The organism is Roseibium sp. LAB1 (genome assembly GCF_054658235.1).
The window spans coordinates 602,049-627,640 of record NZ_BAAGIB010000004.1; the positions used below are offsets into that span (position 1 = coordinate 602,049).

Below are 25,592 nucleotides of genomic sequence, written 5' to 3' on the forward strand. Positions count from 1 at the left end.
CTGCGGGCCTCCCCCGCGGGCGCTGTTACAGATCGGCCATCATTTCGATAATGGACCAGTGATCCTCGAAGAACTGCTCGGGCCTCAGGTCGCCCAACCGGTGCCAATTGGCCGCCCTTGCATCGTCACCGCCGGTAACTGAAAACAGTTCCCGCCTTTCAGGCAGGCGGAACAGAAACGCGTGAGTGACGATGCGGCCGCGCAAGGACCGGTCAGGATGGTCGAAAACCCGTGTCTTGGTGCCGTCGATGAATGACGCCAGCATCGCCGGTGGGATTTCACCCTTGTGATCGCTGATGGCGGTTTCTTCCTTCAACTCACGGATTGCCGCATCCTTGATGCTTTCACTGGGATCCAGAAACCCGCCAGGCAGCGCCAACAATCCCTTGCCGGGTGCCTGGCCGCGCTCGACCAGAAGAATGTTGCCGGACTGGATGACAACGGCATCCACCGTCACGAACGGGCCCTTGCCCCATTGCCTGGGATAGGACTCCAGATACTCGGCCTCTTCCAGAAGCGCGCGAAAGGTTTCCGTCAGGGCGAAGGCTTCCAGCCAGTCCGCCACCCCTGCGGACAGAACCGACCGGGAGATGACCGGAATACGCTGGAACAACTGCCTGCGTACGTCTGTCGACGAGAAGGTGCCATGCTGGCTTGCAAGCTGCACATTGCCCCATTCGGGAAACAGCTTCAGATAGTAGCTCGAGCGATCCTTGCCGTAGCCTGCAAGTGCAATCCTGATGTCCTGCAGGCCGTGCAGAACGACACCGCCCTTGTTGTAATGGGCAAGCACGGTTTCATTCACCGCCCTCTGGACTTCAGCGCACCAGGCCGCATCCGAATAGGGATGATCCGAAACAGGTTTCAGGATCAGGCGACCGGTGGTCAGCTCGTGCCTGAACACCTTGGCGAACATTTCTTCGCGCTCGGTGTAGGTGAAAGGGTTTCGCGGGGTACGCGCCTGACCGGAAGACCCGATCAGCACGATCAGCGTATCGACTTTCTCCAGCGCGGATCTGATAACGGCCTCATGACCGGTATGCAGCGGCTGAAACCGACCGACAAAAACGCCGTAGTGATATTTGGACATTCGAGACTCCCTCGAATTTTCTGGAATGCAGCCAAACTCCTCGGCTGACATCTATCTAATACTCATTTTGAGCATTAGCAAGAGGTATAATGCTCAAAATGAGTATTATGCGATTTCAAGACCCAGCCGAAGTTGCTTCCGAACCGGCGGATCTTCCGCAAAGCCGGAACGAAGAACTGTTCAAGTGTGGGAAAAGAGCGCATAATTTCGCAGTTTCGAATGAAGAAACATAGGAGAGACCCATGACCGTCGAACGTGCCATTCTTCTCGTCGTCGGACTGCTTATCGTCGCGTCCGTTCTTCTGGCTGTCTACGTCAACCTCAACTGGCTCTGGCTCACCGGAATTCTCGGTGCCCACCTCATCCAGGCGTCCTTTACCGGTCTTTGCCCGGTGGTGATGATGCTGAAAAAGCTCGGCTTGCCGCAAAAATCCGGGTTTGCCTGACGTTCGCAACGCGTGAGGCCAATTGCATCGCACGCAAAAAGATCGCCTCCGACCTGATCGAGGGCGACCTTCAACTGCAGCACTTGAGAACGCCAGCCCCCTACTGATCCGGCCTGCCAGCTCAGGTCCAGCTGAGCACAACCTTGCCGGCTTCACCGGACTTCATGGCGGCGAAACCCTGTTCGAAGTCGTCCACCCCAAAGCGGTGCGTGATGACATTGCGGACATCCAGGCCGTTCTGCAGCATGGCGATCATCTTGTACCAGGTCTCGAAGATCTCGCGGCCGTAGACACCCTTGATCGTGATTGCCTTGAAGACAATTCGCGACCAGTCCACCGGAGACTTGCCCGGTGGAATGCCGAGCAGCGCGATCCGCCCACCCATCACCAGGTTTTCGACCATCTGATCAAGCGCCACCTGACTGCCCGACATTTCCAGGCCGACATCAAAGCCTTCCTTCATGCCGAGCTTCTTTTCGATACCTTTCAGGTCTTCCCTCGCGACATTGACCGGCACGACGTCGGCCACCCTCGTCGCCAGGTCGAGACGGGCCTGATTGATGTCGGTAATGACGACATTGCGCGCCCCGACATGACGAGCGACGGCAGCCGCCATGATGCCGATCGGACCGGCACCGGTAATGAGCACGTCCTCCCCCACCAGGTCGAAACTGAGAGCGGTATGAACCGCATTCCCCAGAGGGTCCAGAATGGCCCCAATCTCGTCGTCAATCTCGTCCGGCAGCAACACGACATTGAAAGCCGGCAGGCGCAGATATTCGGCAAATGCCCCCCGCTCGTTGACGCCTATGCCGCGGGTTTCCGGATCCAGATGAAACTTGCCCGCGCGAGACTGCCGGGAGTGCCGTCCGATCAGGTGGCCTTCGCCAGAGCAGCGCTGGCCAATTTCCAGATCGGTGACGTTCTTGCCGATCTCGACGATTTCGCCCGCGAATTCGTGACCGGTGATCATCGGCACGGGCACGGTCTTCGCCGCCCAGTCGTCCCAGTTCCAGATATGAATGTCCGTGCCGCAGATGCCTGTCTTGTGGATCTTGATCAAAACGTCGTCCGGGCCGATTTCCGGCACCGGCGCGCGGGTCATCCAGAGGCCTTCCTTCGGCTCGGACTTGCACAGCGCCTTCATTTCGTTGCTGCTCATGACAGCACTCCCGTCGCCTTGCCGGCCCTTTCAAAGGCCTCCAGCGCACGATCCAGATCGGACCGGGTCAATGCCGCATTCATCTGTGTGCGGATGCGGGCCTGACCGCGCGGCACGACAGGAAAGAAGAAACCGGAGACATAGACACCTTCTTCGAACAGCTTTGCCGCCATGTCCTGCGCCAGCTGGGCTTCCCCCAGCATCACCGGAATGATGGGATGTTCGCCCGGCAGAAGCGTGAAGCCGAGCGCTTCCAGACCGGCGCGCCAATAGCTGGCGTTTTCGAAGAGGTTCTTGCGCAGATCGTCGCCCTCCTCCACCAGACGGATGGCTTCAAGTCCGCTCATGACCACAGCCGGCGGGAGAGAGTTGGAAAAGAGATAGGGCCGCGCCCGCTGGCGCAGCAGGTCTATGACCGGCTGAGGTCCGGCAATATAGCCGCCTATGCCGCCGCCCAGCGCCTTGCCGAGCGTTCCTGTCAGGATATCGACATCGACGCCAAAATGCGCCGGTGTGCCTCTACCCTTCGGCCCCATGAAGCCGGTCGCATGGCAATCGTCGACCATCACAACGGCATCATACTGCCTTGCCAGTTCGGTCACACCGGGCAGGTTAGCGAGGTAACCGTCCATCGAGAAAACGCCGTCGGTGGCAATCATGATGTGACGAGCCCCGGCAGCCCGGGCTTCTTTCAGTTTCGCCTCCAGATCCGCCATATCGGAATTGGCGTAGCGATAGCGCTGGGCCTTGCACAGGCGAATGCCGTCGATGATGGACGCATGATTGAGCGCGTCCGATATGATCGCGTCCTCCGGTCCGAGCAACGGCTCGAACAGGCCGCCGTTGGCGTCGAAACAGGCCGCGAACAGAATGGAGTCATCCTTGCCGAGAAATTTCGCCAGACGTTGCTCAAGCTGGCGGTGAATGTCCTGCGTCCCGCAGATAAAGCGCACCGAAGCCATGCCGTAGCCCTTGGGTTCCAAGGCCTTGCGGGCGGCTTCCTCAAGAGCCGGATGATCGGCCAGTCCCAGGTAATTATTGGCACACAGATTGATGACTTCGCGCCCGCCAACCGTGATCAGGCCACCCTGCGGCGAGGTGATCAACCGCTCGCGCTTGTAGAGCCCTTCGGCCTCGATTTCTTTGAGCGTCTCGGAAATATGCGACAGAAATGCATCGGACACGGGGCTTCCTCCGGCAAGATGGATATTTCCTCCACTATGCCGGATTTTCGTTCGCAATAAAAGATACGATTTCCAGTATGACGGATATTTGCAACCAAATGTCCTTCAGGACCCGTGTTGATCGCATCAGCCTATCCGGGCAGGAAACATCCATAAATACTAACGCACAACGGTGACGCTCGCCATCCGGAAACCGGCATAGAGCAAGGCGGCCCCAGCACATTTGTTGACGAGACTTACAACCCAGTTCTTCACTTCGCCCCTGGTCAAACGATCGCCGAGAAAGGCGTAAGCGGAGTAGGAGGTCAGATCGATCAGGAAGGTCGTTACACCCATGATCAGGATTTGCGACAAGATGGCGTCGTCGATGTTCAGGAATTGGGGCAGGATCGCCGCGAAATAGAGCAGCGCCTTCGGATTGGCGAATTCGATGACAAACCCCTGGGCGAACAATGCCTTCAGGCTGGATCGACGCCCTGCATGCTTGACCCTGATTGCGCCTGCTGGGGTGAACAGCGCGGTGAGCCCCAGCCAGACCAGATACCCGACACCCGCCCACTTGATTGCCGAAAACACCAGATTGGACGCGATGATCAAGGAGGCAATGCCGGTTGCCGAAAGCGCGAAATAGACAGCATTGGCAGACGCTATGCCAAAGACGCCTGCAAGAGCGCGGCGACCTCCGTTCACAGCGCCCTGGGACGCTACGGCGACAGCGGCGGCTCCCGGCGAAAAGACCACGACGGTGGTCGTGACAAGGAAGACCAGATAGGTATCGAACTGCATGACATTCTCCTGTCGTCATCGGACCCGGCGGATGGACATTGCCGGTCCTAAGCCGCCGCGATGATTTCGATTTCGATCAGCCAGTCGGGTGTCAGTGTCTGAACCACGATGGCCGTGGTTGGCACACGCCGTTTGCCCAGCGCTTTCAGGCGTGCGGTCTGGTTCTTTTCGGCAAAATCCGGATCAGTCAGATAACTTGTGACGCGGACGATATTGTCGCTTGTCATATCCGCCTCGTTCAGGATCCGGCGCAGGTTTGCCCAGACCAGATCAAGTTGCTCGTCCAAGGTGTCCGGAGCCTTGCCGGAAACCTGCAGTCCCATGGTGCCGCTGACGAAGAGCTGCCGCTTTGCACTGGACACTTCAAGAGCATGCACATAGTCCGCAGTGGCTGGATAAACGCCCTCGTTCGGGTTGATTGTTCGCACTATCAAGATGAAGATCCTTTTGCCGAATTCCGTTTCGGGAACGACAGTTCAGATGAACGCTGTTCATCGCAATGAGGATCTGACCGAATGAAATCAAATAAAGAGACCATTCAGAAAAACAGCTCTCCCGGCCGTCCCGTGGATACGTTCGACCGAAGAATATTAGGCGAGCTGGTGCGCAATGCCCGGCAGACCTATGCAGATATCGGAAGCAAGGTCGGGCTGTCCGCTCCGGCAGTGCATGACCGGGTAAAACGGATGATCGCCTCCGGCACCATTTCATCCACGAATGCCGCTATCGATCCGACGGCCGTCGGCAAGCCGTTTCTGGCATTCGTGCATGTGGACGCCAGCGGTTGGGGCAAGAGTGAGCGCATGATGAAGCTGCGCGATTTTCCGGAAGTGGAGGAGCTTCATTCGGTTACAGGCGACTGCTGTGTCATCCTGAAAGTGCGGACCGCCAACGCCGATGCCATGGAACGGTTCCTCTCCCAGGTCTATGCGCTGCCTGGGGTTCGGGCGACACGTAGCTATGTCGTCCTGACGACCTATCTGGACCGTCCAGTTCAGGCCGAAATCACGGAATCCTGGCCGGAAGTCCCATTGCCGACAATCTGACACTCCGCCTTTGTCAGGTGGTGCAGCCGATTAAGGAGAAGAAGATAACCACCGTCTTCAGAACTTCACCACCAACAGGATTGCCCGCGCCGGACCGCCGACCGCCGAGATCCGGTGAGGCACATCGGCAGCGTATCTGGCCGTATCCCCCTTGCCGATAATGCCTTTGGCAACGCCAGACGTGACTTCCAGCTGACCGTCCTCGGCAATCAGCTGTTCGCGGGTACCGCGCTCATGCGGCTTGCTGTCGAGCATGCCGCCTTCCGCGAAAATCAGCTCATAAACTTCGAAACGGCCAGTGTCCTGTGGTGGCGACAGGATGCGGATCTTGCAACCGTCCCCTGCCCTGTCCAGTGCCGGGGTCTGATGTTCATGCACGATTTCCACTCGGTCCTCGGCAGTTTCCTCACCCAGCAGACCGGCAAAGTCGACATTCAGAGCTCTCGTCAGATTGAGAAGGGTCGCGACAGTCGGGTTGGATTCACCACGCTCGATCTGACTGACCATGGAACGGGAAACGCCCGAAAGCTTTTCAACTGCCTCAAGCGAGAGCCCCTGGGCGCGGCGCGCCTTTTTGAGGCGGGCCGGCAAACGGGAAAGAATATCTGTTTCTGTCATTGCGGAACTAAAATCCGTTTCGCCAGAAATTGCAATTTTCTTTTCCTGTGATCCGGCTGTCACAAACCATGCTAGCGTGTCTGCGGACCAATCATGAAAACGATAAATGGTCTAAGTATTCCGGGGGGAAACACATGAAAGCGATACCACGTCTTTACTTTGCAACTGCCGCGCTCTTCGTCCTGATCGGCATGGGTTGGGGCATCCACATGTCAGCCTCCACTGACCACACCCTTGCTCCCGCCCATGGACATCTCAACCTGATCGGTTTCGTGATGATGTCGGTGTTCGGTACGTATTACGCTCTTGTTCCCAAGGCAGCGGCCGCGCGCCTTGCGCTCATTCATTACGGATTGTCTGTTCTCACCGTGATCGTCCTGGTGCCGGGGATCGTGTTTGCGATCAACGCGGAGGGAGAAATCATGGCCAAGACAGGCTCTGTTCTGGCGGTGCTGACCATGCTCGTGTTTCTCGTGACAGTGCTGCGCAACCGCGCCGATTGAACCGCCGTCGCTTCCGGGGCGCATCCTGTCGCTTTCGGAACATTTGCTGCACCGCCCTCTCCCCTAGCGTTCCGGCACAAGTCGGGGCGGTGCATAACCGCATCCGGAAAACAAGAAATCGGAAACGCTTCGGAGAGAGAACCCCATGGCCAGCGATATTGAAATTGCCCGTGCAGCCAAGATGAAACCCATTCAGGAAATCGGCACTCGGCTGAACATTCCGGAAGATTCTCTCCTGCCCTATGGCCGCACCAAGGCCAAGATCGCTGCCGAGTACATCGCCAATCTGAATGGACGCAAGAACGGCAAACTGATTCTGGTGACGGCGATCAACCCGACCCCAGCAGGCGAAGGCAAGACAACCACGACGGTCGGCCTCGGTGACGGTCTCAACCGGATCGGCAAGAACGCGATGATCTGCCTGCGTGAGCCCTCACTTGGCCCCTGCTTCGGCATGAAGGGCGGCGCTGCCGGTGGCGGCTATGCGCAGGTCGTGCCGATGGAAGACATCAACCTGCATTTCACTGGCGACTTCCACGCGATCACCTCCGCGCACAACCTGCTCGCCGCCTTGATCGAGAACCACATCTACTGGGGCAACGAACTGGGCATCGACATTCGCCGGGTCGCCTGGCGCCGTGTCATCGACATGAACGACCGGGCCCTGCGTTCTGTCGTCTGCTCGCTTGGCGGCATCGCAAACGGCTTCCCGCGCGAGTCCGGGTTCGATATTACCGTCGCTTCCGAGATCATGGCGATCCTCTGCCTTGCGACGGATCTCGACGATCTTCAGAAGCGGCTCGGAGACATCATCGTTGCCTACCGGCGTGACCGTACGGCGATCACCGCCCGGGAACTGGAAGCCGACGGTGCCATGACCGTGCTGCTGAAAGAAGCAATGCAGCCGAACCTGGTTCAGACACTGGAAAACAATCCGGCCTTCATCCATGGCGGCCCGTTCGCCAACATCGCTCACGGCTGCAACTCCGTGGTCGCGACCCAGACGGCCTTGAAGCTGGTGGACTTTGTTGTAACGGAAGCAGGCTTTGGCGCCGATCTGGGTGCCGAGAAGTTCTTCGACATCAAATGTCGCAAGGCAGGTCTGCATCCTGACGCCGTGGTGGTCGTCGCAACGATCAAGGCTTTGAAGATGAACGGCGGCATTGCCAAGGAAGACCTGGGCACGGAAAACGTTCAGGCTGTCAAAAAGGGCTGCGCGAACCTTGGCCGGCACATCGAGAACGTCAAGCAGTTCGGCGTTCCGGCAGTCGTTGCGATCAACCACTTCACTGCGGATACTGAAGCCGAGATCCAGGCCGTGAAGGATTACTGCGCCGAATTCGGCGTGGACGCGATCCTGGCAACCCATTGGGCGAACGGCTCTGCCGGCACAGAGGAACTTGCCACCCGCGTGGCGGCCCTAGCGGAAAGCGGCGGTGCGCAGTTCGCACCGCTCTACGACGACAGCCTGTCCCTGTTTGAAAAGATCGAAACCATCGCAAAGCGGATCTACCGGGCAGACGAAGTGCTGGCCGACAAGTCGGTGCGCGACCAGCTCAAGCGCTGGGAAGCGGACGGCTTCGGTCACCTTCCGGTCTGCATGGCCAAAACCCAGTATTCCTTCACCACAGACCCACAGCTTCGCGGTGCACCGACCGGACACAGCCTGCCGGTGCGCGAAGTACGCCTCTCGGCAGGTGCCGGTTTCATCGTGGTGATCTGCGGAGAAATCATGACGATGCCGGGTCTGCCGCGTGTGCCGTCAGCCAACCACATCAAGCTGGATGAAAAAGGTCAGATCGAAGGTCTGTTCTGATCATTCGCGATTAATGCCGAATACCAGAAAAAGGCGGGTCTCAGGACCTGCCTTTTTTTGTGTGTCGCGCGGGCCACGGTTTCTCAGCCTGCGGCGGAGTGACATCGCCTCGAACGAACGCTGCACAAGCGGAACTGAAACGGCATGGATGCCATGGTCAAGCCATGCCATGACGAAGATAAGGCAAAGATGGAGCGGTTTGCCTGCCAACAAATTGCATACACCATCAAAGAAAGTACCAATCCGTAACTTCCTCCGTCACTGTAGGGCTCGACCCTGCAATCCATACCGAAACATCGCCTCGAACGAAGGCCGCGCTTGCGTAAGTCGAACAGCGTGGATGCCATGGTTGAGCCACGCATGAAGAAAGTTGAGATTTTGGCTAGGCAGCGCGGTGTGGATGTCGGCCGAGCAGAACGAGACCGATTGCAGCCAACAACAGGGAAAGGCCCGAGAAGACGGTCCGTGTCTGGTTCCACACCTGCCAAAGCTCGGAATAGGACCGCCAGAGCATCGCCGCTTCATTCAGGTTTTCCGGGATCGCTGCCTCAGCAAGCTCGACGTTCATCGGCACGTTGACCAGGAACGTCAGCATGATGCCGCCCAGCGCATAGACGATTGCTCCACCTACAAAGGCGACCCCAGCTGCGCGCCGGCCAGACAGCAGGCTGAAGACCCCGGCAAGAGCATGAACGAAAGGCGTGCCGAAGAAAGCGGGGGCAAAAACGGCGTTGCGGACAGACGCGTTCATGGCCTGCATGGCTGCTATCGCAATGCGAGGGTCAGTGGCATCCAGGCCCCACATGGTTGAGCAGACCCAGGCATAGAAGAAACCGAAGATGGCCCCGGCAAAAACAAGCGCCAGGAGACCGGTTCCAAGTGCAAGTCGATACATCCCAAACCCCAAAACCGTAATTAAGTGTACGGATTGTAATTTCCGTAACATCGATTACGGTTTTGAGCAAGTGACGGAGAGAACGACATGCGGGCGGAAGCCAGGGAACGACGGAAAGCAGCCATAGAAGCGGCGGCGATCGAATTGCTGCTGGATCAGGGCTATGACAACCTGTCGATGCTGGCAGTCGCAAAAAAAGCAAAGGCCTCCAACGAAACGCTCTATCGTTGGTATGGAGACAAGACCGGGTTGTTCAGCGCCCTGGTGGATCGCAATGCAGAAAACATTCGCCAGTCACTTCGAGAGTGTATCGAAAACACACCGTCTCCCACCCAGGCACTGCGGAACTTCGGCCGACGTCTCCTGGGCGTTCTTTCGAACCCGGCCGCAATCGCTCTCAACCGTGCAGCTGCCGCCGACACGACCGGCACGCTTGGAACTGCCCTCGCGCAAAGCGGTCGCGACGCGATCAGGCCGCTCGTAACCGACCTTGTCGCGAAGGTTCAGGGCGACGGACTGCTGACAGGCCTTGAGACGGAAACCGCGGCGGAAATCTATCTGTCCCTGCTGATCGGCGATCTTCAAATCCGGCTGGTGACACGCGCCGTGACTGAATGGTCGGAAAACGACATCGACGCCCGTGCGGAAACCGCCTGGCAGGGCGTGAAGCTTCTTTCGGCAGGCAGCGCCACTGCCCTCTCGTAAGTTTAGACAGCTACAAACATTTCCCGTCAGCGCACAAAATTGACGTTGAACGGCCCGGGTTGATTTCCCTGTCGCGTAAACGACTAGCCGTGTCGCTTTGGAGATATCGGCGAATCCGGCTTGAGGCATAAGGTTTTACACTAAGTTGATGGCCTGTTGCGCCTGGTTGGAGCTGCCCATGTCTGACGAAGACGATATCGATCTCGCCTCCCTGTCTGACGACGAACTTGTCGAACAGATGCATGACGACCTTTACGATGGTCTTCAGGAAGAAATCGTAGATGCCGTGAATATCCTTCTGGAACGCGGCTGGGTGCCCTACGACATCCTCACCAAGGCCCTTGTGGAAGGCATGCGCATCGTCGGTGTCGACTTCCGCGATGGCATCCTGTTCGTTCCCGAAGTGCTGCTGTCCGCCAACGCCATGAAAGCCGGCATGGGCATCCTGCGTCCGCTGCTTGCGGAAACCGGGGCACCGAAGGTCGGCAAGATGGTGATCGGCACCGTGAAGGGCGACATCCACGACATCGGCAAGAACCTTGTTTCCATGATGATGGAAGGCGCCGGCTTTGAAGTCATCGACATCGGCATCAACAACCCTGTCGAAAACTATCTGGCGGCCATCGAAGAGCATCAGCCGGACATTCTCGGCATGTCGGCTCTTCTGACCACCACCATGCCTTACATGAAGGTCGTGATCGACGAGATGAAGGCCAAGGGCATCCGGGACGATTATATCGTGCTCGTCGGCGGCGCACCGCTGAACGAGGAATTCGGTGAGGCCGTTGGTGCCGATGGTTATTGCCGCGATGCGGCAGTCGCTGTGGAAATGGCGAAAGATCTGATCGCACGCCGGCACAACATGCTGGCAAACAAGGGCTAAAGGTAATGTTCAAGGAGGCTGCCGAAATGCTGGTGGGCGAGCCTCTCTTTCCGGTCGAAACCGATGGGAGCGCGGACGACAAGGCCGGCCGCGTTCTTGTTATTGCCTGCGGCGCTCTCGCGCGAGAAATCGTCGCCATTCGCGAGAAGAACCACCTCGACCATGTCGACATCACCTGTCTTCCGGCGAAGTTGCACAACTCGCCGGAAAAGATCCCTGATGAAGTCCGCCGAACCATCCTGAAGAACGCGGACACCTACTCCGACATTCTGGTCGCTTATGGCGATTGTGGCACAGGCGGCCTGCTCGACAGAGTGCTGGAAGAAACCGGCGCCCGGCGCATTGAAGGTGCGCACTGCTATGCCTTCTTTACGGGGATCGACGAATTCGACCAGATGGAAGACGACCAGCTCGGCACATTCTATCTGACCGACTTCCTCGCCCGGCACTTCCAGACAATGGTCATCGAACCTCTCGGCCTCGACTGGCACCCGCATTTGCGGGACATGTATTTCGCTCACTACACCCGCGTTCTCTACCTTGCGCAGACCGACGACCCGGCCCTTGAGGATGCGGCGCGACGTGCTGCGGACCGGCTGGGTCTGCCATTTGAAATGCGCCGGACAGGGTATGGATTGCTTCAGCCGTTCCTGGGCAAGGACCCGGCGGACTGAGCGTCGCAAAATAGCATCCGGACAAGTCGGTTTTTCACGTGATGATGCCGCTATCAGGCGTCCCGGATCAGCAAGCTTCCGGCAAACATGTTTCTCAGGAGGAAGTTCCGAGAATGGCGCAGAAAATCATCGTTTATTGGCGGGACATCCCGGCACAGATCCTGGTGAAACAGGGGCGTAAATCCGCCCGACGGGAGCTGCCGGCGATGTTCATGGAAGCCATCGATGCCTGCGCGATGCGGATCGGCGCGAAGGACAGCGACGCCTACATGGCGGAGTGGCGCCGGACCGACCCCGTGTCCGTCTCGGACGACCTGGAAACGGAAGCGGACACGGCCCTGACCGACCTGGTCTCGGCCTATCCGAAAGAGAGACTGAAAACCCTGCTCGCAAATGGAGGCTCGGAACATGACTGATCAGCGCCTGTTGGCCAATGGGCGGCTTCCCGCCTCTACCGAAATGTCTCCGAAGCAGGTGGTCGAAAAGACCGAGCTTCTGGAATTCATCCCTGCGGGCACGCAGGTCTACGTCACGGATCTGGGCAACTGCTCGGAAGACATGATCGTCGACGCCGCGCGCATCCTGCGCGACAACAAGCTGACCGCCGTTCCGCACATGGCGGCCCGCCGCTATGCCAGCCGCGATGATTTCGAGCGCCGCATCACGCGCCTCACCCAGGAAGCGGGCGCCACCGAAGTTCTGGCCATTGCCGGTGAAGCCGAAAAAGCCGGCCCCCTCACCTCTTCCGTCGCTCTTCTGGAGACCGGTCTGTTCGACAAGTTTGGCATCAAGAAGATCGCCGTTGCCGGACATCCCGAAGGCGCACCGGATATCAAGCCGGACGTCATAAGGTCGTTCCTGCAGCGCAAGCATGAGCTTGCCCGCGAAAGCGATGCCGAATTCCGCATCGTCACACAGTTCGGTTTCGATCCGCACCGGGTCAGCCTGTGGCTGGACGAGTTGCGCGAATGGGGCAACGAATTCCCGGTTCATGTCGGTGTTGCCGGCCCGGCCAAGATGACGACGCTGCTGAAATATGCCGCCTTTGCCGGCGTGGAAAACTCCTTCAACTTCCTGAAGAAGCGCGGCGGCGCCGTCGTTTCCATGCTGTCGGGCTATGATCCCGACACGATGGTCGACCCGCTGGAGACCCGTGTCACCAGCCAGCCCAACACCCAATTGGCCCAGATTCACGCCTACCCCTTCGGTGGCATCCAGAAGACCGCTGAATGGCTGCACAGCCGTGGGAGCTGGTCTTTTCAAGCCTCGTCTTCAATCCTGACTGCCAATGAGAGCGCATAAATGACCCGCACTGTTGTGGCGTCCGCCACCAAGGAAATCATCATCGGCTTCGACCAGCCTTTCTGCGTGATCGGTGAGCGGATCAACCCGACCGGCCGCAAGAAGCTGGCAGCCGAAATGGCCGAAGGCAACTTCGAAACCGTCAAGGCCGATGCCCTGGCGCAGGTGGCCGCGGGTGCGACCATGCTCGATGTCAACGCCGGCGTGACCGCAGTCAATCCGAACGAGACAGAGCCGCCACTCCTCGTCAAAACTATTCAGATTGTTCAAGAGCTTGTCGACGTTCCCTTGTCCATCGATTCATCCGTGACCGCCGCCATCGAGGCCGGTCTCGCGGTTGCCAAGGGCCGTCCGCTGGTCAACTCCGTGACCGGTGAGGAAGAGAAGCTGGAAGCAATCCTGCCGCTCATCAAGAAATACAACGTTCCGGTGGTGGCAATCTCGAATGACGAGACCGGTATCTCGGAAGATCCGGACGTACGCTTTGAAGTAGCCAGGAAGATTGTCCAGCACGCAGCCGACTACGGCATTCCCGCGCACGACATCGTCGTGGACCCGCTGGTCATGCCGATCGGTGCCATGGGCACGGCCGGACAGCAGGTGTTCCGCCTGCTGCGCCGTCTGCGTGAAGAGCTGAAGGTGAACACCACCTGTGGTCTTTCCAACATTTCCTTTGGCCTGCCGCATCGCCACGGCATCAATGCCGGCTTCATTCCGATGGTGATCGGCGCCGGCATGACATCCGCGATCATGAACCCGTGCCGTCCGCAGGAAATGGAAGCCGTGCGTGCTGCCAATGTTCTCAATGGCAACGACCCGAACTGCCAGGAGTGGATCATGACCTACCGTGACTATCAGCCGGCAGCCCCCGGTGCAGTGTCGTCACCGTCCGAAGGCGGAGCGTCCGCTGGCGGTCGGCGTCGCGGAGGCCGCGCAGCCCGCCTCTCGGCAGGCTGAGCTCCCAGACATAAAAGTTTGCGGTTCTCTCCCCTCCGCAAACGGGGTGGCTTTTCACCAAATTCAGGATGGGACCCCCACCCCAATCCCCTCCCCACAAAGGGGAGGGGTTTTGCGTGTCCAGGGGCACGTCTCAAACCGCGAGACCCGAAGTCGTCGTTAGGATGACTTCGTTACGGCAGGTACAGCCCAAATCCTCCTCCCTTTTACCGAGAGGGGTTACGGGTCGGGGGATATCCCCGCAGAGTTTACAAAACTGATAGCGCAAGAACCGCAGCCATGACCGAAACAGTCAAACACGCAAAAGTCGTTTTCCAACCCAGCGGTCGCCGGGGAACCTTTCCCGTCGGAACCCCCCTGCTCGACGCAGCCCGCTCGCTCGGGGTCTATGTGGAATCGGTATGCGGCGGACGCGGCATTTGCGGGCGCTGCCAGATTTCGGTTTCCGAAGGCACTTTCGCCAAGGAAAACCTGACCAGCTTAGCGCAGCACCTGGAAGGTGCCACCGAAGCCGAAACCCGATACGCCACCTTGCGCAAACTGCCCGTCGACCGGCGCCTTTCGTGTCAGGCGAAGATCCTGGGCGACCTCGTCGTGGATGTCCCAACCGACGCCCAGACCAACCGCCAGGTCGTGCGCAAACGCGCAGAAGCCCGGAATATCGAAGCCGACAGCCCGATTTCTCTGGTGTCCGTCACGATAGCCGAACCGGACATGGAAACGCCGCGTGGCGACATCGATCGGCTGCGTGAGGCTCTGATTGCCGCAACCGGCACAGCCGATCTCACCATTGACCCGGTTCTGCTGCCTACGGTCCAGACAACCCTGCGCAAGGGCAATTGGCAGGTGACAGCGGCAATCCACGAAGACAGAGGTGTGTTGCCGACGCTGGTTGCACTCTGGCCAGGCGAAAAACCTGCGGTCTACGGTCTTGCCGTGGACATTGGCTCCACCACCATCGCAGCCCATCTGTGCAACCTGCAGAACGGCCGCACGGTTTCCTCCGCCGGTACATCCAACCCACAGATCCGCTTCGGCGAAGACCTTATGTCACGCGTGTCCTATGTACAGATGGACCCGGCCAAACTGCCGGATCTGACGAAGGCCGTGCGCGATGCCATCAATGCACTGATCGGCAAACTGGTTGGCGATGTCGGCGCCGAGCGTTCCGATGTGCTTGACGCGACCTTCGTCGGCAACCCGGTCATGCATCACCTGTTCCTCGGTATCGATCCGGTCGAACTTGGCGGCGCTCCCTTCGCACTTGCGGCCTCCGACGCCATGGTGCTGAACGCACGCGATCTGGACCTGGAGCTGAACCCGGGAGCCCGTGTCTACATGCTGCCCTGCATCGCCGGACATGTCGGCGCCGATGCCGCGGCTGCCACGCTCGCAGAAAGCCCCTACAAGCTCGACGAAATAACGCTTCTCGTGGATGTCGGCACCAATGCGGAAATCGTGCTCGGCAACAGGAACAGGCTGCTGGCAGCTTCCTCGCCCACCGGCCCGGCGTTCGAGGGCGCGGAAATCTCCTCCGGCCAGCGCGCCGCGCCCGGAGCCATCGAGCGCATCCGCATCGACAAGGATACGCTTGAGCCACGCTTCAAGGTGATCGGCGTCGACGAATGGTCGGACGAAGAAGGCTTTGCCGAAAAGGTCGACACTGTCGGCGTCACCGGAATCTGTGGGTCGGGCATCATCGAGGCAGTTGCCGAAATGTATCTGGCCGGTCTCATCACCGAGGACGGCGTGATCGACGGTGCGATGGCGCAGCGTACTGCGCGCATCAAGTCCACCGGCCGGACCTTCTCCTATCTGATCGCCGACGACGGGGTCGAAATCTCGATCCTGCAAACGGACATCCGCGCAATCCAGCTTGCCAAGGGTGCGCTGTATGCCGGTGTCAAATTGCTGCAGGACAAGCTCGGCACCTACGATCTGGACCGCATTCGTCTGGCCGGAGCCTTCGGCAGCTATATCGACCCCAAATATGCGATGATCCTTGGGCTCATTCCCGATTGCCCGCTGGAGGGTGTCTCCGGTGTCGGCAACGCGGCAGGCACCGGCGCCCGCATGGCGTTGCTCAACCGGGGCTACAGGCGCGAAATCGAACAGACAGTGCGGGATATCGAAAAGATTGAAACTGCCCTGGAGCCGAAGTTCCAGGAGCATTTCGTCAATGCCATGGCATTGCCCAACAAGGTTGATCCGTTCCCCAATCTCCGGGCTGCCATCGAAATGCCGGCGCGAAAGGACACCGACGCCGGTTCGGATGCGGCCGGCGGTGAACGCAGGCGGCGAAGGCGTCGGGGCTGACTGCCCTTATTCTGCCGATTTATAGGCATGACGGCGCGGCAGGCCGCATGTGCCGCTATTGATCCCAGAAATATTGCTCTCGCATGCGACGCCAGATCTTTTCGCCGACGAGACAATCATACGGTTCCTCGAAGGTGAGTTGCGCCGGAATGACCTTCGGCTCGGGCGGTTTGACACCTCCGATCTCAAGAATGAGCTTGCGGCGGACAGCTTCGGGAAACTGTTCCCAGTCATTGACCGGAATGACGAAACTGGCAGGTCCGCCGATGACGCAACGCTGATAATAGACGTCCAGATCCGGGATATTGAACTGGAAGCCCATGCCTCCCGTGGTCATCAGCGGCAATCCGTTGATCACCAGCCCGGCCTCTACCGCGGCATCGCGGGCCTGCATCACCGGGGCCCCCTGATTGTTGGGACCATCCCCGGAAATGTCGATCACCCGCCGGTCTGCCTTGTAGGGCGCTTCGGCAAGCAAGGCAGAGGCATGCCAGATCGCACCGGAAATCGAGGTTCGCCGTTGTCCATAGGTACTGTCGGCCAGTACCTTGTCTGCAAATGCCTGAGCGTCCTCGACACCTTCGATCACCGACCATCCGACGATCTCGCGCGCATGACTTTCATTGGCCCATTCGAACATCATGAGAGCGATCCGGCCATGGGCACCATAGCCGATTGCCCGGACCACCTCCGGGCTGGCAATTGCGGCGGCATAGCCGCGCCGCTGGATCTGAAGTTCTTCCGGGGACATGGAGCGTGATACGTCGACCGCCAGCACCAGAGCAACGTCAACCTGTTCCTGCGCAAGCGCGGGACCGAGAGACGTCAGCAGGAGAGAGACTGCGCCTGCAAGCGAGCGGACTAGAGAAAGCCTCCACATGCCGAAAGGATAGCCGAAACCGGAGGAACCGCCAGCAACTTGACGCGTCGTCAGATAAACCATCTGTGATCGGCGGCCACCACCAGCCGTTCGGACACTTTCGCCGCCCTGCCCCGGTCGGCTATAACATCAACAAAGCAAATCTTCAGGGAGCGTTCCATGTCCGAATCCGCAGCCAATGACGAGTTCCAGAAACCGATGCTCGCAACGCTTCTTCATGAAGGTGTCTACCGGATCGTCATGCAGCGGCCGGAGCGGATGAATGCGCTGTCGAGCGAGATGATGACCGCCCTTGCAGGCGAATTGAGGAAAGCCGGCGAAGACCCTGCCGTGCGTGTTGTCTTGCTCGGTGCGGAAGGCAAGGTGTTCTGCGCAGGGCACGACCTGAAGGAATTGACCGCCGCCCGCGGCGATACAGACGGTGGCAAGGCCACCTATGAGCGGATCATGCGCCAGTGTTCGGATCTGATGCAGCAGATCGTGCGCCTGCCGAAGCCGGTAATCGCTGTGGTGACCGGCGTTGCGACGGCAGCCGGATGCCAACTTGTTGCCTCCTGCGACCTTGCCATTGCCACCGACACAGCCACGTTCTGCACGCCGGGCGTCAATATCGGCCTGTTCTGCTCAACGCCCATGGTTGCACTGTCGCGCAACGTCGCTCCGAAACAGGCCATGGAAATGCTTTTGACCGGCGAAAGCATCGACGCCTCAACCGCAAAGGATTTCGGCCTGATCAACCGCATCGTCCCGCGCGACTACCTGGAGCAGGTCGTTCAGAAATACGCGGAATCGATCGCCTCCAAGTCCGCCAAGACACTGAAGATCGGCAAGGAAGCATTCTACCGTCAACTGGAGATGCCGCTTTCGGATGCCTATGATTTCGCGGCGCAAACCATGGTCGAGAACATGATGGCCCGGGACGCGGAAGAAGGCATCAATGCCTTTCTGCAAAAACGCAAACCCGAATGGACAGACAGCTGAAGCTGCCCGCCATCACAACCGTCTGAGGTTGCATCATGCCGCAGGCCGGATATTCCGGACGACCGCTTGCCGCAAAGCTCGGGCTGAAACCCGGCATGGCCTGGTGGCGTCACGAGATGCCGGAGGCCATCGCAGCGTTGTTGCAGGCACAGGTGCCGGACACGCATGTCATCGGCACACCTGAACCCGGCCTCTTCTTTGCCCATGTCTTCCTTGTCGAAAAGGGGGACCTTGGCCTTCAACTGGTCCCCCTTCGCAACCTCCTTGCACCTGACGGCATGATCTGGGTGTCCTGGCCGAAAAAAGCCAGCAAGGTTCCAACGACCATCACCGAAGACGTGATCCGTGAGGTCTGCCTGCCCATGGGGCTGGTTGACGTGAAGGTTTGCGCGGTTGATGAGGTCTGGTCCGGCCTGAAACTGGTGATCCGAAAAGAGCTCAGGAAAGATCAGGCGGCAAGGCTGGCGGAAGCTAGCGATCACAGTTGAGGACCTGTCGCGGACAGGGGCACCTTGCATGTGAAAGAATTGGCTCTCCCGCCAGACGCCCCTCCCTCACCGTCCACCAGAACCACCCTCCATTCGACGTGTCATTCAAGAGGCAGATAAATCTCGGTCACCGCTTCATGCTCGGCGACATCGGGAAAGAAGCTCAGCCTTTGAACGAAAAGCGGAAAGTCGCGCAGTTCCTCGCCACTCTGCGGTAACCAGTCGCGATAAAGTGACCGGATGGCATCTTCTGCAAAGTCGAGCGGGCCCATGTGCCGGAAGACCGCGCAGCGGCCAGCCGGCAGCGTTGCCTGAACCACTCCCTCGGCATTGTTTTCAACCGGCCCTGGCACGGCGCAGCAGATGCCAAAGCGGTATTCCCGAGGCGGGGTCGTTTTCGGATCGTCATAGAGGATGTTGAACGTCGCGCTTCTGGATGGAGGCGTTCCATGCGCTTTCCGCCATGCGATAAAGCGGCAGACTGAAGCCGAAACATCCTGAGGCGGACCGCGATGTTCAAGAAGGGCGACAGGAGTTTCAGGAAACTCGACGATCCGAACCGCTGCGAAATCAAGTTTCTGGTCTGGCATGAACTGTCCTTTCAAGTCCAAAATCGGGTCATATGTTCTGTGCCAGAGAGCCCAATCGGGCGTGGACCGGAAAGACGACGGGCTTTGCCCGAAGACGCGCTTGAAAGCTCGCGAAAAGCTTTCGAGATTCTCGTATCCTGCGTCATATGCGATCGCCGTCACCGGCTGTTCGCTCCGGAAAGCAAGTTGCTGTCCAGCGCGTTTCAGCTTCAACAGACGCCGGTAATCGGCGACACTCAAACCGAAAAACGCCGAGAACTGACGCTGAAAGTGGAACTTCGAAAAGGCTGCTACATCTGCAAGTGCATCGATGTTCAAAGGGGTCTCAAGGGTCTGGTCGATATACGCCAACACATTCTGAAACCGCTTTTCCAGTCCGTCCATTCATGCGCCTTTCGTTTGGCCTGTCTGACCTCTTCCGTTTAACGGTGCGCCGGAAACACCGCCTGACCGTGCCTGCGCAGTTTCACAATTGTTCGAGGAAGGCCGGGATGCGGCAGAAGGCCCCTTGCGGCCCAGCGGCAATTCGCATTGGATAGCGCTTCAAATCTGAGGACCTCCATTTCATGAACCACGACACTTATCCGGACCCCTATATCAAGGGTATTCTCGACGAGGTGAAAACCGTCGCCATGATCGGCGCGAGTGCCAACAACGTCCGGCCGTCCTATTTTGTGCTGAAATACCTTTTGTCCAAGGGATACGAGGTGTGGCCGATCAATCCCGGTCAGGCCGGCAAGGAGATCCTGGGACAAAAGGTCTATTCATCCCTGGACGAATTGCCAGCGGTCCCTGACATGATCGATATCTTCCGCAACTCCGAAGCTGCCGGCGCGATCGTCGACGATGTCATTGCCAGCGGCAAGCTGCCCAAGGTTATCTGGATGCAGTTGACCGTTCGCCATGACGAAGCTGCGGCCCGAGCGGAAGCCGCCGGTATCAAAATGGTGATGAACCGCTGCCCGAAGATCGAATATGGCCGGCTGTCCGGTGAAATCGGCTGGGCCGGGGTGAATTCCCGTACCCTTTCCTCAAAGCGCCCTGCTCTGAAAGCGGGGTTTCAGCATCGCGGGCTTTCTAGGGAAAAAGACAGCTAATTTTCCTCAAGGCATCAGCTTCGCACAATGCTCGCCGGATAGCTCGTTTATCGAGACCCCAGCGACCGGTTGGCCACCCGGATGTTCCAAGTAGCGTGAGGCAGCATGACCCAGGACCCGACCCTGTTTACCGCATTTGAGTGGGTACTCATGGCCATGGCTGGCCTCGTTGCCCTGCTGCTGTTTGCATTCGTGCACAAGGCTGAACACGGCTCTCCATTTGCCAGTCGCGACGAGACCTGGGCCCGCGAGCAAGTTCGGTCCGGCGAGCGGGAGCAGAACGGCGGCTGAGCTGCAATCAATGTATACACTCCCACTTCTGCCCCTGCGTGTTTCTGCTATACTTCGGTTGCTAAGGGATAGGGTTTTGGTCTGCGGCAAGGCGAAATCGCGCCTTTGACCTCAGGCGCATGGGGGCATGGCAAATGATTTTCGGGATCGCGACCGTCGCGTTCGTCTTCTGTATCGCGATACTCATCCACTACCAGAAACCGGTTGCGAATAGCTCCCGCCCGGTCAAACGCAAGAACGATGATACAACCGGCGAAAGCTGACAATTTTAAGTTCTTTTTATGAGAGCTTTCACTCAATTTGCTCCGAATGCCGCCGAATTTCTTTCCACTTTCTCCACAAGGGTTCGTTAACCTTTTGCTTCGCGTCCGCATTTTCAAATCGGAAGGGAGGCCGTTTTGTTTGCAATCATCGGAGACACGGCCTTTCTGGCCTGGAGCCTGCCGCTTCTGGCTGCCACACTGCTGTTCGGTGTCTATTTCGGAGTAAAGCTGGAGAGCCGCAAGGACCCGTCCGACCACTAGGGTTCTCCTCCCGCTCCTGGCAGATGGAAAAAGCCGTCGATCCAGCCTAACGCTTTGACATACATAATTTCCTTTAGATCACAAAACCGCAAAATCGTTCTTTGACCTACCCTTGTCCTTCGGTCAAACTGGCCGCCAATCCAACAGGGAGGTCATTCATGAGCGACAATATTCCGGGTTTTTCCACTCTTGCGATTCACGCTGGCGCTGCGCCGGATCCATCAACAGGCGCGCGGGCGACACCAATTTACCAAACGACGTCGTTCGTCTTTGACGATGTCGATCACGCCGCCTCCCTTTTTGGTCTGCAGGCATTCGGCAACATCTACACCCGGATTACCAACCCGACTACGGCTGTTCTGGAAGAGCGCGTTGCAGCGCTTGAAGGCGGCACCGCCGCGCTTGCGACAGCTTCCGGCCATTCGGCACAGCTCCTGTGTTTCCACACACTGATGCAGCCGGGCGACAACATCGTGGCGGCCAACAAACTCTATGGCGGCTCCATCAACCAGTTGAACCACTCGTTCAAGAGCTTCGGTTGGGGTGTCAAGTGGGCGGATCCCGCGGACATGTCATCCTTCGAAGCTGCAATTGACGATCGCACTCGGGCCATTTTCATCGAGAGCCTTGCCAATCCGGGCGGCATCGTTGTCGACATCGAGGCGATCGCAAAAATCGCAAAGGCCAAGGGTGTGCCGCTGGTGGTCGACAACACCATGGCAACGCCTTACCTGTGCCGTCCGATCGAACATGGTGCCGATATCGTCCTGCACTCGCTGACCAAATTCATGGGCGGTCACGGCAATTCCATGGGTGGCATCATTGTCGATGGCGGCAGCTTTGACTGGTCGGCCAGTGGCAACTACCCGCTGCTGACCCAGCCCCGTCCGGAGTATCAGGGCATCGTTCTGCACGAAACCTTCGGAAACTTCGCTTTCGCCATCGCCTGCCGTGTGCTTGGCCTGCGCGATCTGGGACCGGCTATCTCACCCTTCAACGCGTTCATGATTCTGACCGGGATCGAAACCCTGCCACTGCGCATGCAGCGTCATTCCGACAACGCCAAGAAAGTCGCGCTGCATCTTGCGGCGCATGACAAGGTCAAGTGGGTGTCCTATGCGGCACTGCCGGAAGACAAGCACCATGCCCTGCAGCAGAAATACATGCCCAAGGGAGCCGGTGCGGTATTCACATTCGGCGTGGAAGGCGGTTACGACACAGGTGTTGCCCTGGTGAGCAAGGTGGAACTGTTCTCCCACCTGGCCAATATCGGCGACACGCGCAGCCTGATCATCCATCCGGCCTCCACCACGCACAGACAGCTGTCGGACGAACAGAAGACCGCCGCCGGCGCCGGACCGGATGTGGTGCGCATTTCGGTCGGCCTGGAAGATGTCGACGACATCATTGCCGATCTGGATCAGGCGCTTTCCGGCTAAGATCAAAAATCACACAGGCGAAAAGCCCGCCAACCGGCGGGCTTTTAACGTCTTAGCCACGGATGGCGAAAGGCCCTTTCAGAACGGCCACGTAATCGACCGCAGCAGCCAGGACGACCACCGCGAAGCCCTGATGCACCAGGGCGATAGACAACGGGACGTGCCACAGCAGCGTCAGGATGCCGAAGATCGCCTGCAGCAGTACAAACCCGCCGACGTGCGCCCCCGCCCTGCGCAATTCCTTGCGCCGGCTCACACGGAACGTACTCCAGGCCAGTGCCACACCAGTGAACACCAGCACATACGCCGTCATTCGGTGCTGGAACTGAACCGTCATCACGTTTTCAAAAAAGTTCAGCCAGATGGGCTGCACGGCAAGCATGCCACGCGGGATGAACTGACCGTCCATGAGCGGCCAGGTATTGAAGGTCAGCCCCGCGTTCAGCCCGGCAACGAGACCTCCCAGGAATATCTGGACAAAGACCAGGCCGAGGACCAGCTTTCCAAGCCCTCCGAGGCGCTCTTGCTCCAGGGCCTCGGGTGCAGGCAGGGGCATCAGCCGCCGCGCGATCCAGAACAGATAGGCGAAAATGAATAGTGCGAGCGTGAGATGGGTCGCCAGCCGATACTGGCTGACATCCACCCGATCGACGAGCCCGGACGCCACCATCCACCAGCCAACAAATCCTTGCAGACCGCCGAGCCCCAGACCGACAAGCAATCTGGGCTTCAGCCACGGTTCGATCCGCCCTGTTGCCCAGAAGGCCACCATGGGAATGAAGAAAACAACCCCGATGAAACGGCCAAGCAGGCGATGCGCCCATTCCCACCAGAAGATGAACTTGAATTCCTCCAGGCTCATGCCCTTGTTGATCAGCTGGTATTCCGGAATCTGCCGGTATTTTTCCAGTTCCTCTTCCCACTCGGCTTCGCTGAGCGGGGGAATGACGCCGTGGATGGGTTTCCATTCGGTGATCGACAGGCCGGATTCGGTCAACCGCGTTGCTCCACCGACCACGACCATGGCCAGGATCAGCGCGCATACGCAGTAAAGCCACCACCGGATAAGGGTCCGGTTCTGTCGCAACTTTTGCAATTTGGCCGGAAGCATCTGTTCGTTCTTCACACCTTCTGCAATTGCAATCATGAGCCGCTTCCGGAAATGTTTATCGTGAGTTTGACCTTTGGCTTGCGGAGATATAGGTGCAGGAGCAAGACGGCAAGCGGTCCGGGACGTTTTGCGGCAAAAGGTCCCTCATCGCGCGACTTCACACACGGTCAACGGACACGCCTGACAATGGTTCCCTCGTTTCGCAAATTCATCGGCATGGTGCTGCTGGTTATCTTCGTGGTGGTCTACGCCCTCACCGCGATGGTGATCGGTGACCTGACAATGCAGCAGGCCTCGAACACGGTCCGCTTCATCTATTTCGGCATAGCCGGCTTGGTCTGGGTGATCCCGGCTGGCGCGATTATCTGGTGGATGGAAAGAGGCGGGAAAAACCGGACCTGACGCCAAATCCATTGGCAGCCCAACGGGCAACCCGGTACAGCGCGAACGGTGCACCTGTCAGATATTGATCCACGACTGCCGGATCCTGGAAACGGCCGTTGAGCGAGACGCGCGGCAGCATCATGGGGTCGCGCGCATTTACCGATTGAAGCACGCCTGGAAGCGTCGTCACCGACGAGGCAAAGCCGATCTCCTTCAGGATATCCGCGTCTCGCTGAGTGACCGCGTGTGACTTTCCATACGGATAGGCAAAATGCTTCGGACGGCGGCCAAGCTCTTGCTCCAGCCGTTTCAGCCCCCTGGTCACGTCTTCACGAGCGGCATTTGCATCCAGTCGCGCCATGGCGAAGTGATCATGGGTATGGGCGCCGATGGTAACCAGCGTGTCGTCCGCCAGCTTGCGGGTCTCGTCCCAGGTCATCACCTGTTCGTCCGCAAGGCTCTTCAGATCAACACCGTATCTGTCGGAAAGGGCTCGGACGATCGTGCGTTGATCCTGTTCACCTACCTCCAGTGTCAGGTGGTCCACGATCTTCTCGAAACAGGCGTTCTTTTCTGCAAGGGTCCGGCACGCGATGCCAGCCGTGTTGCCCGTCTCGGTGAAGACGACTTCATCGTTTTCCGCGATGATGCGTTCCAGTGCGAGCCACCAAAGTTCACTGGTCCGATCGACCAGTCCGGAGGTGACGAACACCGTGAACGGTGCCTCCAGTTCCTTCAGGATCGGATAGGCTACAGTCAGGTTATCCCGGTAGCCGTCATCGAAGGTTAGAACCGCATACCGACGATGGCCATAACCTGATTTGAGCAGGTCTACGGCTTCGTCCATCGAAATGATTTCATAGCCGTTGGCCCGGATACGCTCGATCGCAAGTTTCAGGAACTCGGGCGTGATTTCCAGGTGCCGATTTGGCTGGAAGGTGTCGGAACGGGCTGGACGCACGTGGTGCATCATAAACACGGCGCCGCAGCCCTGGGTAAACGGTGCCAGCATCCGGCCAAGCCCCGTTCCCTTCAGTACACTGAATGCGCGTGTTACCGTCTTGTGCCGCATGCCCATGTGGCCGAAATGCCCACCTTGCTAGAATGTGCCAGTTAGGCACGGTTTCTTTAACAATTATTGCTAAATCTATCGAGACTTAGCTCGATCTGCCAGCGCGACGTCCAGTCTGTCCTTCATGTTCATACAAAATGGTTTATCCAATTTTCAAAAGCCGTCTCAGCCTGCCCGTCAAGCACCTAGGTGCGATGTGAGCACCATGGCCACCGCCGACCTTGAACTGTCTATATTCAGGAGGCTTAGCGAAGCCCAGACCGACTGGCAACAACTAACGGATGTGCTACACAGTAATCCTTACCAATCGCTTTCCTGGCTCCGGAGCTGGTTTGAAACAATAGGTCGGGAC

Annotated in this window: 29 protein-coding genes; 18 read left to right on the forward strand and 11 right to left on the reverse strand. The window is 58.6% G+C overall.

Annotated features, from left to right (window positions below; all coding sequences use genetic code 11):
• Positions 1 to 25: 25 nt before the first annotated feature.
• Entirely contained in the window at positions 26 to 1,090 is a 1,065-nt protein-coding gene (locus tag ACYQ54_RS24165; RefSeq protein ID WP_460087066.1) for a bifunctional nicotinamide-nucleotide adenylyltransferase/Nudix hydroxylase, read from the reverse strand.
• A 242-nt stretch (positions 1,091 to 1,332) separates the two neighbouring features.
• Here ACYQ54_RS24165 and ACYQ54_RS24170 point away from each other — a divergent pair, with 242 nt between their 5' ends.
• Entirely contained in the window at positions 1,333 to 1,536 is a 204-nt protein-coding gene (locus ACYQ54_RS24170; protein ID WP_460087068.1) for a YgaP family membrane protein, read from the forward strand.
• Positions 1,537 to 1,657: 121 nt separating this feature from the next.
• On the opposite strand, the gene tdh is transcribed toward ACYQ54_RS24170, so the two are convergent.
• From tdh to ACYQ54_RS24190, 4 genes are all read right to left on the reverse strand, one after another.
• A complete protein-coding gene (tdh, locus tag ACYQ54_RS24175; RefSeq protein WP_460087070.1) occupies positions 1,658 to 2,698 on the reverse strand; it encodes an L-threonine 3-dehydrogenase in 1,041 nt (346 codons plus the stop codon).
• The gene (locus tag ACYQ54_RS24180; protein WP_460087072.1) at positions 2,695 to 3,882 is read right to left on the reverse strand and encodes a glycine C-acetyltransferase; all 1,188 of its coding nucleotides are present in this window, start codon (positions 3,880 to 3,882) and stop codon (positions 2,695 to 2,697) included. The genes tdh and ACYQ54_RS24180 overlap by 4 nt, the downstream gene beginning before the upstream one ends.
• 159 nt (positions 3,883 to 4,041) lie before the next feature.
• Positions 4,042 to 4,668: a LysE family translocator gene (locus ACYQ54_RS24185; protein WP_460087074.1), complete on the reverse strand. Its 627-nt coding sequence runs from the start codon at positions 4,666 to 4,668 to the stop codon at positions 4,042 to 4,044.
• Between the two features lie 47 nt (positions 4,669 to 4,715).
• Positions 4,716 to 5,102 (reverse strand): RidA family protein, encoded by a 387-nt coding sequence (locus ACYQ54_RS24190; protein ID WP_460087076.1) that lies wholly within the window; start codon positions 5,100 to 5,102, stop codon positions 4,716 to 4,718.
• Between the two features lie 81 nt (positions 5,103 to 5,183).
• On the opposite strand from ACYQ54_RS24190, the gene ACYQ54_RS24195 reads away from it, so the two are divergent.
• A complete protein-coding gene (locus ACYQ54_RS24195; protein WP_460087079.1) occupies positions 5,184 to 5,714 on the forward strand; it encodes an Lrp/AsnC family transcriptional regulator in 531 nt (176 codons plus the stop codon).
• Between the two features lie 57 nt (positions 5,715 to 5,771).
• On the opposite strand, the gene ACYQ54_RS24200 is transcribed toward ACYQ54_RS24195, so the two are convergent.
• Positions 5,772 to 6,332 carry a helix-turn-helix domain-containing protein gene (locus tag ACYQ54_RS24200; protein WP_460087081.1) on the reverse strand — a complete coding sequence of 187 codons (561 nt, stop codon included), beginning with the start codon at positions 6,330 to 6,332 and terminating at the stop codon, positions 5,772 to 5,774.
• Positions 6,333 to 6,466: 134 nt separating this feature from the next.
• Between ACYQ54_RS24200 and ACYQ54_RS24205 the strand changes: the two genes are divergently transcribed.
• On the forward strand, positions 6,467 to 6,835 hold the full coding sequence (locus ACYQ54_RS24205; RefSeq protein ID WP_460087083.1) for a hypothetical protein: 369 nt from the start codon (positions 6,467 to 6,469) through the stop codon (positions 6,833 to 6,835).
• 145 nt (positions 6,836 to 6,980) lie between these two features.
• The gene (locus tag ACYQ54_RS24210) at positions 6,981 to 8,651 is read left to right on the forward strand and encodes a formate--tetrahydrofolate ligase (protein WP_460087086.1); all 1,671 of its coding nucleotides are present in this window, start codon (positions 6,981 to 6,983) and stop codon (positions 8,649 to 8,651) included.
• Between the two features lie 382 nt (positions 8,652 to 9,033).
• Here ACYQ54_RS24210 and ACYQ54_RS24215 read toward each other — a convergent pair whose 3' ends face one another.
• Positions 9,034 to 9,546 (reverse strand): anthrone oxygenase family protein, encoded by a 513-nt coding sequence (locus ACYQ54_RS24215; RefSeq protein WP_460087088.1) that lies wholly within the window; start codon positions 9,544 to 9,546, stop codon positions 9,034 to 9,036.
• An 87-nt stretch (positions 9,547 to 9,633) separates the two neighbouring features.
• Here ACYQ54_RS24215 and ACYQ54_RS24220 point away from each other — a divergent pair, with 87 nt between their 5' ends.
• The 7 genes from ACYQ54_RS24220 to ACYQ54_RS24250 all read left to right on the forward strand — a co-directional run bounded on the left by ACYQ54_RS24220 (position 9,634) and on the right by ACYQ54_RS24250 (position 16,383).
• On the forward strand, positions 9,634 to 10,251 hold the full coding sequence (locus ACYQ54_RS24220; RefSeq protein ID WP_460087090.1) for a TetR/AcrR family transcriptional regulator: 618 nt from the start codon (positions 9,634 to 9,636) through the stop codon (positions 10,249 to 10,251).
• Positions 10,252 to 10,429: 178 nt separating this feature from the next.
• Complete coding sequence (locus ACYQ54_RS24225; RefSeq protein ID WP_460087092.1) at positions 10,430 to 11,134, forward strand: corrinoid protein; 705 nt, start codon at positions 10,430 to 10,432, stop codon at positions 11,132 to 11,134.
• A gap of 5 nt (positions 11,135 to 11,139) precedes the next feature.
• Positions 11,140 to 11,808 (forward strand): DUF1638 domain-containing protein, encoded by a 669-nt coding sequence (locus ACYQ54_RS24230; protein WP_460087094.1) that lies wholly within the window; start codon positions 11,140 to 11,142, stop codon positions 11,806 to 11,808.
• Between the two features lie 113 nt (positions 11,809 to 11,921).
• Positions 11,922 to 12,224 (forward strand): virulence factor, encoded by a 303-nt coding sequence (locus ACYQ54_RS24235; protein WP_460087096.1) that lies wholly within the window; start codon positions 11,922 to 11,924, stop codon positions 12,222 to 12,224.
• Positions 12,217 to 13,110 carry a methylenetetrahydrofolate reductase gene (locus ACYQ54_RS24240; RefSeq protein WP_460087099.1) on the forward strand — a complete coding sequence of 298 codons (894 nt, stop codon included), beginning with the start codon at positions 12,217 to 12,219 and terminating at the stop codon, positions 13,108 to 13,110. Before ACYQ54_RS24235 ends, ACYQ54_RS24240 begins: the two co-directional genes overlap by 8 nt.
• Positions 13,111 to 14,067, forward strand: coding sequence for a methyltetrahydrofolate cobalamin methyltransferase (locus ACYQ54_RS24245; protein WP_460087101.1), 957 nt, complete (start codon positions 13,111 to 13,113; stop codon positions 14,065 to 14,067). It begins immediately after the preceding gene.
• 279 nt (positions 14,068 to 14,346) lie between these two features.
• Positions 14,347 to 16,383, forward strand: coding sequence for an ASKHA domain-containing protein (locus ACYQ54_RS24250; protein WP_460087103.1), 2,037 nt, complete (start codon positions 14,347 to 14,349; stop codon positions 16,381 to 16,383).
• A 55-nt stretch (positions 16,384 to 16,438) separates the two neighbouring features.
• Here the strand turns inward: ACYQ54_RS24250 and ACYQ54_RS24255 are convergent, their stop codons facing one another.
• Entirely contained in the window at positions 16,439 to 17,326 is an 888-nt protein-coding gene (locus ACYQ54_RS24255) for a DUF1194 domain-containing protein (RefSeq protein ID WP_460087105.1), read from the reverse strand.
• Between the two features lie 96 nt (positions 17,327 to 17,422).
• Here ACYQ54_RS24255 and ACYQ54_RS24260 point away from each other — a divergent pair, with 96 nt between their 5' ends.
• Both ACYQ54_RS24260 and ACYQ54_RS24265 read left to right on the forward strand, forming a co-directional pair.
• Entirely contained in the window at positions 17,423 to 18,244 is an 822-nt protein-coding gene (locus ACYQ54_RS24260) for an enoyl-CoA hydratase (RefSeq protein WP_460087107.1), read from the forward strand.
• Between the two features lie 35 nt (positions 18,245 to 18,279).
• Positions 18,280 to 18,732: a DUF3052 family protein gene (locus ACYQ54_RS24265; protein WP_460087108.1), complete on the forward strand. Its 453-nt coding sequence runs from the start codon at positions 18,280 to 18,282 to the stop codon at positions 18,730 to 18,732.
• 101 nt (positions 18,733 to 18,833) lie between these two features.
• On the opposite strand, the gene ACYQ54_RS24270 is transcribed toward ACYQ54_RS24265, so the two are convergent.
• Complete coding sequence (locus tag ACYQ54_RS24270) at positions 18,834 to 19,706, reverse strand: AraC family transcriptional regulator (protein ID WP_460087110.1); 873 nt, start codon at positions 19,704 to 19,706, stop codon at positions 18,834 to 18,836.
• 182 nt (positions 19,707 to 19,888) lie between these two features.
• Between ACYQ54_RS24270 and ACYQ54_RS24275 the strand changes: the two genes are divergently transcribed.
• From ACYQ54_RS24275 to ACYQ54_RS24290, 4 genes are all read left to right on the forward strand, one after another.
• On the forward strand, positions 19,889 to 20,419 hold the full coding sequence (locus ACYQ54_RS24275; RefSeq protein ID WP_460087112.1) for a CoA-binding protein: 531 nt from the start codon (positions 19,889 to 19,891) through the stop codon (positions 20,417 to 20,419).
• A 105-nt stretch (positions 20,420 to 20,524) separates the two neighbouring features.
• Positions 20,525 to 20,710: a hypothetical protein gene (locus ACYQ54_RS24280; protein ID WP_460087114.1), complete on the forward strand. Its 186-nt coding sequence runs from the start codon at positions 20,525 to 20,527 to the stop codon at positions 20,708 to 20,710.
• Positions 20,711 to 21,108: 398 nt separating this feature from the next.
• Entirely contained in the window at positions 21,109 to 21,234 is a 126-nt protein-coding gene (locus tag ACYQ54_RS24285; protein WP_460087117.1) for a hypothetical protein, read from the forward strand.
• A gap of 158 nt (positions 21,235 to 21,392) precedes the next feature.
• Complete coding sequence (locus tag ACYQ54_RS24290; protein ID WP_460087119.1) at positions 21,393 to 22,673, forward strand: O-acetylhomoserine aminocarboxypropyltransferase; 1,281 nt, start codon at positions 21,393 to 21,395, stop codon at positions 22,671 to 22,673.
• A gap of 52 nt (positions 22,674 to 22,725) precedes the next feature.
• Here the strand turns inward: ACYQ54_RS24290 and ACYQ54_RS24295 are convergent, their stop codons facing one another.
• Entirely contained in the window at positions 22,726 to 23,820 is a 1,095-nt protein-coding gene (locus ACYQ54_RS24295) for a COX15/CtaA family protein (protein ID WP_460087121.1), read from the reverse strand.
• A 150-nt stretch (positions 23,821 to 23,970) separates the two neighbouring features.
• On the opposite strand from ACYQ54_RS24295, the gene ACYQ54_RS24300 reads away from it, so the two are divergent.
• Positions 23,971 to 24,186 carry a DUF2842 domain-containing protein gene (locus ACYQ54_RS24300; RefSeq protein ID WP_460087124.1) on the forward strand — a complete coding sequence of 72 codons (216 nt, stop codon included), beginning with the start codon at positions 23,971 to 23,973 and terminating at the stop codon, positions 24,184 to 24,186.
• Here ACYQ54_RS24300 and ACYQ54_RS24305 read toward each other — a convergent pair.
• Complete coding sequence (locus tag ACYQ54_RS24305) at positions 24,146 to 25,240, reverse strand: polysaccharide deacetylase family protein (RefSeq protein ID WP_460087126.1); 1,095 nt, start codon at positions 25,238 to 25,240, stop codon at positions 24,146 to 24,148. The genes ACYQ54_RS24300 and ACYQ54_RS24305 overlap by 41 nt on opposite strands.
• Positions 25,241 to 25,592 lie beyond the last annotated feature (352 nt).

What these genes read in the sequence shown, in the direction of transcription:
- ACYQ54_RS24165 (WP_460087066.1), bottom strand. Translation starts at nt 1,090, where the DNA reads ATGTCCAAATATCACTACGGCGTTTTTGTCGGTCGGTTTCAGCCGCTG.
- ACYQ54_RS24170 (WP_460087068.1), top strand. Translation starts at nt 1,333, where the DNA reads ATGACCGTCGAACGTGCCATTCTTCTCGTCGTCGGACTGCTTATCGTC.
- tdh (WP_460087070.1), bottom strand. Translation starts at nt 2,698, where the DNA reads ATGAGCAGCAACGAAATGAAGGCGCTGTGCAAGTCCGAGCCGAAGGAA.
- ACYQ54_RS24185 (WP_460087074.1), bottom strand. Translation starts at nt 4,668, where the DNA reads ATGCAGTTCGATACCTATCTGGTCTTCCTTGTCACGACCACCGTCGTG.
- ACYQ54_RS24195 (WP_460087079.1), top strand. Translation starts at nt 5,184, where the DNA reads ATGAAATCAAATAAAGAGACCATTCAGAAAAACAGCTCTCCCGGCCGT.
- ACYQ54_RS24200 (WP_460087081.1), bottom strand. Translation starts at nt 6,332, where the DNA reads ATGACAGAAACAGATATTCTTTCCCGTTTGCCGGCCCGCCTCAAAAAG.
- ACYQ54_RS24205 (WP_460087083.1), top strand. Translation starts at nt 6,467, where the DNA reads ATGAAAGCGATACCACGTCTTTACTTTGCAACTGCCGCGCTCTTCGTC.
- ACYQ54_RS24210 (WP_460087086.1), top strand. Translation starts at nt 6,981, where the DNA reads ATGGCCAGCGATATTGAAATTGCCCGTGCAGCCAAGATGAAACCCATT.
- ACYQ54_RS24215 (WP_460087088.1), bottom strand. Translation starts at nt 9,546, where the DNA reads ATGTATCGACTTGCACTTGGAACCGGTCTCCTGGCGCTTGTTTTTGCC.
- ACYQ54_RS24220 (WP_460087090.1), top strand. Translation starts at nt 9,634, where the DNA reads ATGCGGGCGGAAGCCAGGGAACGACGGAAAGCAGCCATAGAAGCGGCG.
- ACYQ54_RS24225 (WP_460087092.1), top strand. Translation starts at nt 10,430, where the DNA reads ATGTCTGACGAAGACGATATCGATCTCGCCTCCCTGTCTGACGACGAA.
- ACYQ54_RS24230 (WP_460087094.1), top strand. Translation starts at nt 11,140, where the DNA reads ATGTTCAAGGAGGCTGCCGAAATGCTGGTGGGCGAGCCTCTCTTTCCG.
- ACYQ54_RS24235 (WP_460087096.1), top strand. Translation starts at nt 11,922, where the DNA reads ATGGCGCAGAAAATCATCGTTTATTGGCGGGACATCCCGGCACAGATC.
- ACYQ54_RS24240 (WP_460087099.1), top strand. Translation starts at nt 12,217, where the DNA reads ATGACTGATCAGCGCCTGTTGGCCAATGGGCGGCTTCCCGCCTCTACC.
- ACYQ54_RS24245 (WP_460087101.1), top strand. Translation starts at nt 13,111, where the DNA reads ATGACCCGCACTGTTGTGGCGTCCGCCACCAAGGAAATCATCATCGGC.
- ACYQ54_RS24250 (WP_460087103.1), top strand. Translation starts at nt 14,347, where the DNA reads ATGACCGAAACAGTCAAACACGCAAAAGTCGTTTTCCAACCCAGCGGT.
- ACYQ54_RS24255 (WP_460087105.1), bottom strand. Translation starts at nt 17,326, where the DNA reads ATGGTTTATCTGACGACGCGTCAAGTTGCTGGCGGTTCCTCCGGTTTC.
- ACYQ54_RS24260 (WP_460087107.1), top strand. Translation starts at nt 17,423, where the DNA reads ATGTCCGAATCCGCAGCCAATGACGAGTTCCAGAAACCGATGCTCGCA.
- ACYQ54_RS24265 (WP_460087108.1), top strand. Translation starts at nt 18,280, where the DNA reads ATGCCGCAGGCCGGATATTCCGGACGACCGCTTGCCGCAAAGCTCGGG.
- ACYQ54_RS24270 (WP_460087110.1), bottom strand. Translation starts at nt 19,706, where the DNA reads ATGGACGGACTGGAAAAGCGGTTTCAGAATGTGTTGGCGTATATCGAC.
- ACYQ54_RS24275 (WP_460087112.1), top strand. Translation starts at nt 19,889, where the DNA reads ATGAACCACGACACTTATCCGGACCCCTATATCAAGGGTATTCTCGAC.
- ACYQ54_RS24280 (WP_460087114.1), top strand. Translation starts at nt 20,525, where the DNA reads ATGACCCAGGACCCGACCCTGTTTACCGCATTTGAGTGGGTACTCATG.
- ACYQ54_RS24290 (WP_460087119.1), top strand. Translation starts at nt 21,393, where the DNA reads ATGAGCGACAATATTCCGGGTTTTTCCACTCTTGCGATTCACGCTGGC.
- ACYQ54_RS24295 (WP_460087121.1), bottom strand. Translation starts at nt 23,820, where the DNA reads ATGATTGCAATTGCAGAAGGTGTGAAGAACGAACAGATGCTTCCGGCC.
- ACYQ54_RS24300 (WP_460087124.1), top strand. Translation starts at nt 23,971, where the DNA reads ATGGTTCCCTCGTTTCGCAAATTCATCGGCATGGTGCTGCTGGTTATC.
- ACYQ54_RS24305 (WP_460087126.1), bottom strand. Translation starts at nt 25,240, where the DNA reads ATGCGGCACAAGACGGTAACACGCGCATTCAGTGTACTGAAGGGAACG.